This window comes from Verrucomicrobiota bacterium, assembly GCA_037139415.1.
Lineage (GTDB): Bacteria > Verrucomicrobiota > Verrucomicrobiia > Limisphaerales > Fontisphaeraceae > JBAXGN01.
On sequence record JBAXGN010000051.1, the window covers coordinates 29390 to 41533 of the forward strand.

The window sequence follows — 12144 nt, forward strand, 5'->3', positions numbered from 1 at the left end:
GCTCAATACTGCCGTCTCGGCATCGGCAAGACCAGCGGTTGGTAACGGGAATTCCGGTCTTCCGTTTTGGGCGGCGGTTGTACCACTGGCGGCGGTTGAAGAAATGCGCTGGGGGTTTCCGCTGCCGAAGGCAGCCGGGCGGCGCTGGGCATCGCTTGGTCCGGCATCAGGTTGGCATTGGGGTGCCAATTCCGGTCCAACATTTGGTAGGGGCGCGGAGCCACTGGATTGGCTGGATTCCGTGTGCTGTCGCCCATCAGGTTAAGACTATCGCCACGTCCGGAGGCGCCTCCCGGACCGTTCAGCATTTGCTGAAATTCCGCCATGCGATGCTGGTTATCAGGATTGATTTTTTCCGGGGCTTGGTCGCCCGCCAGCACCCTGCCGGCAGGTCGTCCGCGCAACAGGGGGTCCTCATCCGTCCATCCCGGCGCAGCGTTTTCCCCAGACCCGGAACTGGCGGAAGTCCGCTCCGCGTCGCGCCGGTTTGCCGGCGTAAACAAATCCTTCAGCAATGAATCGGAACGGCGCGACGCTTCTTGGTGTGGCTCATCAGAGCGCGCATAACGTGTAAAGGAATCCCGCTGGGCACCCTGCCGATCCGCATTCCGCTCGGTTGTGTCCTTGGCTTGGGCCTCCTCCGTATCCGTCTCGTTGGCACCCTCTTTTTTCAGCGCGGTGGGGTCTTTTTCCAGCAAGTATTTATCCATGGTGGTCAACTTATTTTTCGGCAAGCCATCCGGTCCCATTTGTTGGATGTTAAATACCTCTTCAGCGGTTGGCTGGTGATTCAAGCTCTTCGGCGTCACAAAAATCCAACTGTTTTTCCAGCTCGCCATCTCCACCTCTTCCTTGCTCATTCGGCGTTTCGGAGTGATACTCTCTGCCTGCGGAGTATCGATTACATCCAGCAAGTCAAATTCCTGTCGGATTCCCTTTTCCTTGCCGAGCCGGTCAAATTTTTTATCCTCGGCTTGGGGCCGCAGCGACTCCGTTTTCGTTGTGGTCGAGGAAAACTCAATCCGCTCCCCTGCCCAGGTGCCTGGCAGCAGGCAGGCGAACAACAACCCAACCATCCAACCCGAGATCTTGGTCAAACGTAACATAAGTCAGCACTACCCGCATACCTACCACAGGCTGAGCCGATAGTCAATTTATATCCCGGCGGTTTTTGCGGCCGGTCAACCGGCCACCGAAGCGTAAGCTGCGCCTGCAACCGTGGTCCGCACAATGCGAAACCCTCAGGTTGAAACAGGAAATTGAAACCGCCCTCAAATTCGTCTTCCAACACCGCTCCCTTTGAAGCTCCACGCCCCTGCGTCACCCGTTTCACCACCCTTGCATAATTCGCTTTCTTCGGTACCCTTTTGCTATGCGTCAACGCACCCCGAAGCCAATATTATGAAAACACGACTGATCCTCGCCTTTGTGATCGCTCAATGTTTGGGCGGTGGAAGCCACGCCGCCGAGACGCTTGCACCGGCCACCAAACCCAACATCCTCTTCATCGTCGGCGATGACATGGGCTACGGGGACGTGGGCTTTCAAGGTTGCAAAGACATCCCGACGCCAAACCTTGATGCGCTGGCGGCCGCGGGCGTGCGGTTCACGAGCGGTTACGTCACGGGGCCGTACTGTTCGCCGACGCGGGCGGGGTTGCTCACGGGCCGGTACCAGAACCGCTTTGGCCACGAGTTCAATCCCAATGGACCGAATGGTTTGCCATTGGCCGAAACCACCATCGCCGACCGGTTGAAGGCTGCGGGTTACGTTACCGGCCTCGTCGGCAAATGGCACCTCGGCGCGCTACCGGCAATGCATCCACAGAAACGCGGCTTTGATGAGTTCTTTGGCTTTCTCGGTGGTGCGCATAGCTATTTCGCCTCCGCCGGCATCCTGCGCGGCAACGAGCAGGTCAAAGAATTGGACTACACCACCGACGCGTTCGGGCGCGAGGCGATGGCGTTCATCGAACGGCATAAGGAGAAACCGTGGTTTCTTTGCCTTGCATTCAACGCCGTCCACACCCCGATGCACGCCACGGATGACCGCCTGGCGAAGTTCCCCACCATCGCCGACACACAGCGGCGCACCTATGACGCCATGATGTTGGCGATGGATGAAAATATCGGGCGCGTCCGTAAAAAACTCGCCGAAACCGGTCAGGAACAAAACACGTTCGTCATATTCATCAGCGACAATGGCGGCCCCACCATGCCCGGCGTCACTGTCAACGGTTCGCACAATGGCCCATTGCGCGGCTCCAAACGCACCACGCTGGAAGGCGGCATCCGTGTCCCCTTCGTGCTCGCCTGGCCAGGCCACATTAAACCCGGCCAATACGACCAACCCGCAATTCAGCTCGACTTCACGATGACGGCACTCGCCATTGCCGGGGTGCCTGTGAAACCGGAGTGGAAGCTCGATGGCGTGAACTTGCTGCCTTACCTTTCCGGCGAGCAATCCGGTACTCCGCACGACGCGCTTTACTGGCGATTCGGCGAGCAAATGGCCATCCGCGTCGGTGATTACAAACTCGTCCGTTATGACAGCAACGCCGACACCCGCACCGGTCGCGGACGCCAACCTGTAACCGGGGTGAAACTCTACAATCTGGCCGATGATATCGGTGAAACGAAAGATCTGGCCGCCGCGCAGCCTGACAAGGTGAAGGAGCTTCAATCGAAGTGGGACGCTTGGAACCAGTTGAACGTGGCTCCACGCTGGGGCGGCGGGCAGACCGACAACGACGGCCCCGAGCCCGGCGCTCCACCCGCTCGCAAACGCAAAGCGGCGAAACAATGATCACCACCAACGTAACATCATGAGAACCACGCTTTTCACCCTTGCTGCTTTGGTGCTTGCCCCGCTGATTGCGCTCTCCGCCGCCGAGCGGAAACCCAATGTCGTGCTCATCCTCATTGACGATTTCGGCTATGAATGTGTCACGGCTGATGGTGGCGAGAGTTACCGCACCCCCGTCATGGACAAGCTTGCCGCCACCGGCGTGCGCTTCGAGCAATGTCATGTGCAGCCGCTCTGCACCCCGACCCGCGTGCAACTGATGACGGGCCTGAGCAATCGCCGCAACTACACGCATTTCGCTCATCTTGATCCGTCGCAAAAAACGTTCGGTAATTTACTGAAGGACGCGGGCTACGCGACTTGCATCGCCGGCAAGTGGCAGTTGAGCAATGGGTTTGAAGGCCCCGCCCATTTTGGCTTCGACGAATACTGCCTCTGGCAACTCAACCGCCGGCCAGGGCGTTACAAAAATCCTGGGCTCGAAATCAACGGCACCCAGCGTGATTATTCCAGAAATGAATACGGTCCGGACATTGTGAGTGATTACGCGCTCGATTTCCTTGTGCGCAAGAAGGACGTGCCCTTTTTTCTCTACTACCCGATGATGCTCACCCACGAGCCCTACGACGCCACCCCCGATAGTCCTGATTACGCGGAATCCATCAGCGGCAAAAACCAGAAGCCGCTCGGCCATTTCCCCGATATGGTGGCCTATACCGACAAGCTCATCGGCAAAGTCGTGGCCAAGCTCGAGGAGTTGCACCTGCGCGATAATACGCTGCTCCTCATTCTCGGCGACAACGGCACCGGCCGCGGCACGCCCTCGAAATTCAAAGGCCGCGACGTGCTCGGCGGCAAAGGGACGACCACAACCTGGGGTACGCACGTCCCTTGCATTGGGAACTGGCCCGGCCACTTCGCCAGCGGAAGGGTTTACCCCGACCTGATTGACGCCACGGATTTCCTGCCGACCATTTGCGAAGCCACCAGCGTCTCCGTGCCCGCAGAACTAAAAATAGACGGACGCAGTTTCCTGCCGCAGCTTCGCGGAGAGAAAGGCAACCCGCGCGACTGGCTCTACGCTTGGTATAATCCCAGCGGCGGAGCCAAGGCGAAAGCCGAATTCGCCCACGACACCCAGTTCAAGCTCTATACCGATGGCCGTTTCTACGCGGTCGAAAAGGATGACCATGAAAAATCACCGCTGGCCGATGACGCACTCAGCGCGGAGGCAAAGGCTGCAAAAGCCAAACTCCAGGCGGCATTGAAACGATTTGAAGGCCCGCGCCCCGAGGTCTTCGTAAACCAGACCCAACCGTTCGGCGGAGAAACGGGCGAGGATGCGGAGGGAAATAAAGTAGGCAAGGCCAAGGGAAAGAAAAAGAAAGCCCAGTGACCTCCGGAATATTCGGCTTTATATTCGCGTTCACCTGAAAACCATGTTACTCTCCTCCGCAGCATGAAAATTGAAAAGCTAACCACTGGCAACGGTCCTGCTCCCAAGCGGGGTGATAAAGTCTCGGTCCATTATACTGGACGGCTGACCAACGGCACCAAGTTTGACAGTTCACTGGATCGGCGTGAACCGTTCAGCTTCACGCTGGGTAGAGGCGAAGTCATCCAAGGCTGGGACGAAGGCGTGGCCACTATGCGTGTGGGCGACAAAGTCCAACTCACCATTCCTCCGGAAAAAGCGTATGGCGACCGGGGATTTCCCGGCGCGATTCCTCCCAAGGCCACCCTGGTCTTTGAAGTGGAATTGCTATCCATCGGTTGATCCGTAGCAGTTACTCAAGCGACCCACGAGAAAGCTGATTTAAGCTTGGGAACTTTTTTGCCCGGCTGCCGCAACTCCAGGATTGCGACCCTTGGATAAAAACGACATGCTACCCCGCATGACGATAGCGCAAGTGCCACAGGCGGAACTGCAGATGCGAATGACCCGCTTCCGGTCCAAAATGGACACGAGCTGTCCGGACTGGGAGATTGCGGTGATTTTTGGCAAGGTGAACCAATACTTTTTCACCGGCACCATGCAGGATGGCATGCTGATCATTCCCCGGAATGCGGAAGCGATCCTTTGGGTCCGGCGCAGTTACGAGCGCGCCAAGGACGAGTCTCTGTTTCCCGACATCCGTCCCATGGAAAGTTTCCGGGATGCCGCCGGTTCGGTCGGGAAGCTTCCGGCCGCGGTCTATTTGGAAACAGAGTTGGTTCCGCTGGCCATGTATCAGCGGTTCCGCAAACATTTTCCGTTCGCGGAGGTGCGGGCGGTGGATCCGGCGGTACGCGCGGTCAGGGCCATCAAGAGCCCGTATGAGCTGGATTTGCTGATCAAGGCCGGTGTACTTCATCAACGAAGCCTGGAGGTGGATGTCCCCGCGATGCTCCGCGAGGGGATGAGCGAAACGGAACTCTGCACGGAACTGTTTGCCGCCATGTTGGCGCAAGGGCACCATGGGGTGTCCCGTTTTGAAATGTTCGATACGCAGGTCATGCTGGGGCAAATTGGCTTTGGCGAAAGCTCGATTTACCCCACCTCATTCAATGGCCCCGGCGGCAATTACGGCATGTGCCCGGCCTCGCCGATGCTGGGCAGCCGCGAGCGCCGACTCAAGAAAGGGGACCTGGTTTTTGTGGATACCGGTTTTGGAATTGAAGGCTATCACTCTGACAAGACGATGACTTATATGTTCGGCCATTCGCTCTCGCAGGAAGTCATCGCCATCCACCATCAATGCGTGGACGTTCAGGATCAGGTTGCTGCCATGCTCAAACCGGGGATTGCTCCCTCGGAAATTTACCGGACCATCATGCAGCGACTCAGCCCGGAATTCCTGAAGGACTTCATGGGCTTTGGTTCCCGCCAGGTGAAGTTTCTGGGGCATGGCGTCGGGCTGACGGTGGATGAACCACCGGTGATTGCCGAAGGTTTTGATGAGCCCTTGCAGGAAGGCATGGTGATGGCCGTGGAACCCAAAAAGGGCATCGCCGGAGTGGGGATGGTGGGGATTGAAAACACCTTTCTGGTCACCCCGAATGGCGGGCGATGCATCACTGGCGAAAGCTGCGGTCTGATTCCGGTGTACTAATACCAATGAAACGTCGTGAATTCATCAGGTTGAATGCCGCCGGCACTTTTCTGTCGGCGGCCGCGTCTTGGTCTGTCCAGGCAGAGGATGCCAAAGCGCCGGGCGAAGTGGTCCGGGAAGCCGCCCGGGATATTCCCGTGGCGGCCAGGGCCGACGTGGTGGTGTGCGGAGCAGGTCCCGCCGGCGTTTGCGCCGCGCTCGCCGCCGCGCGCAAAGGCGCCCGCACCCTGCTGCTGGAAGCACATGGCAGCTTGGGCGGCATCTGGACCACCGGCCTGCTGAGTTACTTTCTGGATTTTAGCAACAAGCCCGGAATCATGCGGGAAATCGTGGAACGCGCCACCAAGCTTGACGGTCGGGCATTTTCTAAGAAAGGTGCTGGCACCAACGCGTTTGACCCGGAAATCATCAAAATCGTGCTGGAAGATCTGTGCGGGGAAGCGGGCGTGCAGGTGCAATACCACTCCCGCGTGTGTGCCGCGGTCAAGCACACCGGCGGGCGGCTGACGCATGTCATCACGGAATCCAAGTCTGGACGCGAGGCTGTGCAGGGCGGCATTTTTGTGGACTGCACGGGCGACGGCGACGTGGCCGCGCAGGCGGGCTGCCAATTTGATTTGGGGAACCCGGAAACCGGCGCCCTGCAACCCATGAGCTTGATTGCGCTGGTGACCGGCATTGTGACGGATGAAATCCAGGAGTATTTTCGCGATTCAGATTCGGCGGAATGGGCCAAGCCGAAAGATGCGCTCAACGCGGAGATGACTCGGGGTGGACGATCGCCCTCTTATGCCAAACCTTCGTTGTTTCGGGTGCGCGAGGGATTGTTCATCCTCATGTCCAACCATGAGTACGGCGTCAAAGGTACCAATGTGCGCGAGGTCACCCAAGCCACCTTGCGGGCACGCCGCGAATTGCATGATCAAATCAACGGCTTACGCTCGCTGGGAGGGCCGTGGAAAAACATCCGGCTCGTCGCCACCCCGGCCCAAATCGGGGTCCGCGAAGGCCGCCGGATTCACGGGCTGTACACGGTGGTAGCCGACGATCTCCGCGAGGGGCGCAACCAGCCGGATGCCGTCTGCACGGTCACTTTCCCGGTGGACGTGCATGCCACCAATCCCAACAAGGAAAAGGGTATTGAAAAGTCCTCATTCCGAACCAAACCGTACGAGATTCCCTTGCGCGCGTTGATCGCCAAAGACGTGACCGGCCTGATGATGGCCGGACGTTGCATCAGCGGTGATTTCATTGCCCATTCGAGCTACCGGGTAACCGGTAACGCGGCGGCCATGGGTGAAGCCGCTGGTAAAACCGCCGCGCTTGCCGCCAAGTCCGACCGGCTGCCCCAGAATGTGAAAATTACTGAATTATGAGCCCATTTCAAAACAGCCAGACCCCCCCGCCACCCGAGGAAGTCCAACGCCGGTTACAGGAGCTGTTCGAAAAAAACTTCCCAGGTCGCACGGCGTTTGGCACCGCACCGCAAACCCAGGCCGCTGAGGACGCCGCGGAGCCGGAACTAAAATCGGAGGATTTCAAATTTGATTCCAAGCCGCGCGACGTTAAAGCCTATTTGGATCGGTTCGTCATCAAACAGGACGAAGCCAAAAAAGTATTGAGCGTGGCGTTGTGCGATCATTACCACCATGTGCGCCTGGCGCTGGAAGGCCGCGAGCAGCCCAATTATACGAAGCAAAACATCATCCTGCTGGGGCCCACCGGCGTGGGAAAAACCTATCTGGTCCGGTGCGCGGCGGACCTCATCGGCGTGCCGTTCGTGAAGGCGGATGCCACCAAGTTTTCCGAGACCGGGTATGTGGGCGGGGACGTGGAGGACATCGTGCGCGACCTGCTGCGCCGCGCCGATGGCGACGTGCGGCGGGCGCAGTACGGCATCATTTTCATAGATGAAATTGACAAGATTGCGTCGGCCGCCAATGCCTCGGGGCGCGATGTGAGCGGGCGCGGTGTGCAAACCAATCTGCTCAAGCTGATGGAAGAAACCGAAGTCCCGGCACGCTCGCCGCAGGACATCGCCGGGCAAATCCAGGCGATGATGGAGGTGACCCAGCGCGGCAAGAAATCCCCTGGCCTCATCAACACCAAGCATATTCTCTTCATTGTCAGCGGTGCGTTTGACGGTTTGGAAAAAATTGTCCATCGCCGCTTGCCGGAGGGCACCATTGGCTTTGGCGCCGGCCCGACGGCCACCGCTGCAGACCAGGTGCTCAACCAGGCCCAGACCCGCGATTTCATCCAGTTCGGGTTCGAGCCGGAGTTTATCGGCCGTCTGCCGGTGCGGGTGGTTTGCCTGCCCTTGGTGGTGGACGACTTGTTCACCATCCTCCAATCCTCGGAGGGCAGCATCATCCGCCAATACGAGCAGGATTTCGCGGCCTACGGCATCGAGGTGTTGTTCCAGGAGGATGGCCTGCGCCGCATCGCCGAACTGGCCGCCGATGAAAAGACCGGCGCGCGCGGCCTGATGACCGTGTGCGAACGCGTATTCCGGGATTTCAAATTCGAGCTGCCCTCGACGCCGCTCAAACGGTTCGCCGTCACGCGCGAATTGGTGGATGAACCGGCCAAGGCCCTCATAGGCTTGCTGGCTGAGCGCGAAAAAGAGGAACGCAAAATGATGCGGCAGGTGGTGCAGGAATTCGCCACGCGCTTCCGGGACAGCCATGGTATGACGTTGACGTTTACCGAGGCCGCTGCCGACCAGGTGATTGCCGAAGCACTCACCCAAAACCTGACCGTGCGCGACCTGTGCGCCGCCAAATTCAAGGATTACCAGTTTGGGCTCAAATTAATCGCCAGCAACACCGGGCAGACCGGGTTCACCTTGGATTGCGACGCCGTCACCGCGCCGGATAAAATCTTGAGCGAGTGGGTAGTGGCCAGCTACCGGGACAAGGAACCCGCCGTGAAACCGACAGAGTGAACGACACTTATTTATGAACCGATTCTCCATAATCCGAAATCTGCTGTTGCTCGCGGCACTGTGCCTCCTTGCCGCCGAACCGGCCCAGGCGAAAGAGGATTGGTCCGCACTGATCAAACGGGTTCAGCCGGCGGTGGTGACGGTATTGACGTATAACCCATGGAAAGCAGAACCGGTGTTGAGCACCGCCTTTTTCATCAGTTCCAACCGGCTGATGACCGCCCGCCATGTGTTTCGCGAAGCCGAGCGCGCGGAAATTCACACCTTTGGCGGCGAGTATATCCGGGTTACTGGCCTGCTGGCCGAGGATCGCCCGCGCGACCTTTGCCTGTTTGAGGTGGAGCGGGTGCCAACAAATGCAGTCGCGCTTAAAATCGCGCGAACCGTTCCGGAAGTCGGGCAGCCGATATTCACTGTGGGATGTCCGCTGGGACTGGAGTGGACCGCCTCCGAAGGCATCGTCTCCAACCTGCGCCCCATTCCCGGCGCCGGGGTGGCCGTGCAACACACGGTGCCGATTTCCAAAGGCAACAGCGGCGGCCCCATCATGAATACGAATGGTGAGGTCGTGGCGGTGCAGACCGGCACCATGGCCAAACCGGATTCCGCCGTCCCGATCGGCCAGGAACTGAACTTTGCCGCGCCGGGAACGGCGCTGCTGGAACTCAAGGCGAGACCTTTGCGCTCACTGATTGAGGCCAATCGCGATCTGCCGAAAGACTGGGTGGCGCCCATCACCCAAGGCATTGATCGGGCCGGCCTGCGGATGCTCATCGAGAACCAGCACGCGGAGGCATTGAAATTTTACGAGGCCGCTTTGGCACGCGATCCCCGGGAGCCGGATGTCTGGTTCCGCATCGGCCTCTGCCACGAACGGCTCAACCGCTTTGAACCGGCGGAGAAAGCCTATCGCCGGGCACTGGAATTAAAACCGGAAATGTACGTGGCCGCCAATAACCTGGCCGCCGTGTTGAATCGCCAGCACAAGTACGATCCGGCCATCGCGCTGCTGGAGCGGGTGATCGAGCATGAGCCAAAAATGGATGTCGCCTGGGACAACCTGTTGCACGCCTGCCTCAAGTTAAAGAAATATGACGAGGTGGTTCGTTGGTCGGAATCCGGCTTGAAAGCCAATCCAGATAACAAATACGTATTTTATCAACTGGCCCAGGCGCAATGGCGCATGGGCGATAAAACCAAGGCGGAAGCCACCAAACGCAAACTGAGCTACCTCGATGCCGAGATGGCAGCCAAGGTGCAACGGGTGTTTGATGGGGAATAGTTTTGTCCATGCAGTCCGAATGCCGAACCCAGAACGGCAGGAAATTGTACTGACAACATGAGGACCGGAAGATACCGGTCCGCGAATCGTGCCGGTTGACGCGAATGGGGGGACCATATTGACCGGATTGACCAGTTTGACCGGGTTTGTTTTGGCCGAAGGCGGAATTGTGATGAAATTGTGATGAAAACATTTTTTTATCACAATTCTTTGACCGCGGATGGGAAGTCGGACATGGCGAAAAGATGAGCTGGCATAAAAATGGGAGACCGAGCATGACAAGACAACAGGAGCTTGGAGCAAGGGGATGGAATGGCCAAATCGGGCGACTGGAGATCGCCAATGGCTGGCTGCGAACTGTATCTATTGATAGCATTCATGGGATCAGAATAACATGGGTTCCGGGAAAGTGGTTCCCTCCGGGAGGAGAATTCGTCGCGCGAACCTAAACTGAATTTGCTTGTTTTTAACAGCGTTTGCACTAGACTGTCCCTCATCGCCATGCAAACCATGGTGCGGGACCTTTGGAGTGACATGCCACCCTCAAGGTCGAATAAATTTATTGCACGGTTATGCCAGAAAAAAGTGTGACTGAAATTCCCCGCCCGGTGCGGGAATTGTTTGAAAAAGGAAAAACCGCCATGGTGCGGCACAACCTGGATTATGCCATCATGCATTTTGAACAGGTGCTGCAAAAAGAGCCGGCCTTTTACGAGTGCCGTGAAACTTTGCGCGCCATTCAATTCAAGAAAGCAGGCGCCTCCGGGGGGTTGTTCAAGAAGTTTATGGGAGGCGTCAGCAACCAGCCCATGCTCGCCAAGGGACAGTTGGCGTTAAACCGTGATCCTCTGGAAGCGCTGGCCATTGCGGAACAGGTGCTCTCCGGGGACCCGAATAATACCAACGCACACCGGTTAATTATTGATGCCGCCCTGGCCGCCGATTTTCCGCGTACCGCCCTGTTGTCCGCGGAAATTCTCGTCAAAAACAATCCGAAAGACCGGGAATTGAAGCTCAAGCAAGCCGCGTTATACGGCACCCTCGACCAAGTGGCCAAAGCGGAGGCGATTTACACGGAATTATTGCGCGTCACCCCTAACGACGCCGAGGTGGCGCAGGCCTTCAAGAACCTCACGGCCCGACGCACCATGGATGAAGGGGGCTATGACGCCCTCGCGGACGGCAAGGGTTCCTATCGCGACATTTTGCGCGACAAAAATGAGGCGGAGTCGCTAGAACAGGTGAACCGCTCGGTAAAAACCGATGATGTCTCTGGCCGGCTGATCGAGGAATGCCAGGCACGCCTGGCCAAAGAGCCAAAAAACTTGAAGCTGTTGCGCGACCTGGCCGAGTTGCATGCCCAGCGCAAGGAGTACGATCAGGCGATGGTCTTTTACGAACGCATTCGCAGTTCTGATAGCGGCACCGATCCCTCGCTGGAAAAAGCCATTGCGGATACCAAGCTAAAACAGCTTGACCATATTCTCGCCCAACTGGACCCCAACGCGCCCGATTATCAAGAGCGTCAGACCAAGTTGCAGGCGGAAAAATTCGCTTTTCAACTCGAGGAATGCCGTCAGCGCGTGGAAAAGTATCCCACCGATCTGCATATCCGCTTCGAGTTGGGGGTTCTGTATTTCCAAGCTGGCAAAGTCAGCGAGGCCATCCAGGAATTCCAAAAGGCCCAGAACAACCCGCAGCGGCGATTACAGGCCATGGGCTATCTCGCGCAGTGTTTTGCCAAGCGCGGCATGAACGATCTCGCCGCCCGCAAATTCCAGGAAGCCCTGAAAGAGAAGCTCACTTTCGATGACGAGAAAAAAGACCTGATCTATAACCTGGGCTGCGTGTATGAAAAAATGGGCAAACGCGAAGACGCCATCGAACAGCTCAAGCTCATCTACGAAATAGACATCGGCTACCGCGATGTCGCCGCCAAGGTAGACGCCTATTATTCGCAGCAAGGCTAGCCCCAGTTTACGAGTTATTTGAAGGGTGCCTCGGAAGTTATTGTTAAC

General features: G+C 57.8%; 9 protein-coding genes. 8 read left to right on the forward strand and 1 reads right to left on the reverse strand.

The window, feature by feature from the left end; all coding sequences use genetic code 11:
* Window positions 1-2 precede the first annotated feature (2 nt).
* Entirely contained in the window at window positions 3-1106 is a 1104-nt protein-coding gene (locus WCO56_10995) for a hypothetical protein (protein MEI7730090.1), read from the reverse strand.
* Between the two features lie 295 nt (window positions 1107-1401).
* Here WCO56_10995 and WCO56_11000 point away from each other — a divergent pair, with 295 nt between their 5' ends.
* From WCO56_11000 to WCO56_11035, 8 genes are all read left to right on the forward strand, one after another.
* Entirely contained in the window at window positions 1402-2805 is a 1404-nt protein-coding gene (locus WCO56_11000) for a sulfatase (protein ID MEI7730091.1), read from the forward strand.
* 19 nt (window positions 2806-2824) lie between these two features.
* Complete coding sequence (locus WCO56_11005; GenBank protein ID MEI7730092.1) at window positions 2825-4201, forward strand: sulfatase-like hydrolase/transferase; 1377 nt, start codon at window positions 2825-2827, stop codon at window positions 4199-4201.
* 63 nt (window positions 4202-4264) lie between these two features.
* Window positions 4265-4582, forward strand: coding sequence for an FKBP-type peptidyl-prolyl cis-trans isomerase (locus WCO56_11010; protein MEI7730093.1), 318 nt, complete (start codon window positions 4265-4267; stop codon window positions 4580-4582).
* A gap of 118 nt (window positions 4583-4700) precedes the next feature.
* On the forward strand, window positions 4701-5897 hold the full coding sequence (locus tag WCO56_11015; GenBank protein ID MEI7730094.1) for a Xaa-Pro peptidase family protein: 1197 nt from the start codon (window positions 4701-4703) through the stop codon (window positions 5895-5897).
* A gap of 5 nt (window positions 5898-5902) precedes the next feature.
* Complete coding sequence (locus WCO56_11020; protein MEI7730095.1) at window positions 5903-7273, forward strand: FAD-dependent oxidoreductase; 1371 nt, start codon at window positions 5903-5905, stop codon at window positions 7271-7273.
* On the forward strand, window positions 7270-8844 hold the full coding sequence (locus WCO56_11025; protein ID MEI7730096.1) for an AAA family ATPase: 1575 nt from the start codon (window positions 7270-7272) through the stop codon (window positions 8842-8844). Before WCO56_11020 ends, WCO56_11025 begins: the two co-directional genes overlap by 4 nt.
* Before the next feature lie 13 nt (window positions 8845-8857).
* Window positions 8858-10126 (forward strand): tetratricopeptide repeat-containing serine protease family protein, encoded by a 1269-nt coding sequence (locus WCO56_11030; GenBank protein ID MEI7730097.1) that lies wholly within the window; start codon window positions 8858-8860, stop codon window positions 10124-10126.
* 587 nt (window positions 10127-10713) lie between these two features.
* Window positions 10714-12096, forward strand: a complete 1383-nt coding sequence (locus WCO56_11035; GenBank protein ID MEI7730098.1) for a tetratricopeptide repeat protein — start codon at window positions 10714-10716, stop codon at window positions 12094-12096.
* Window positions 12097-12144: the final 48 nt, after the last annotated feature.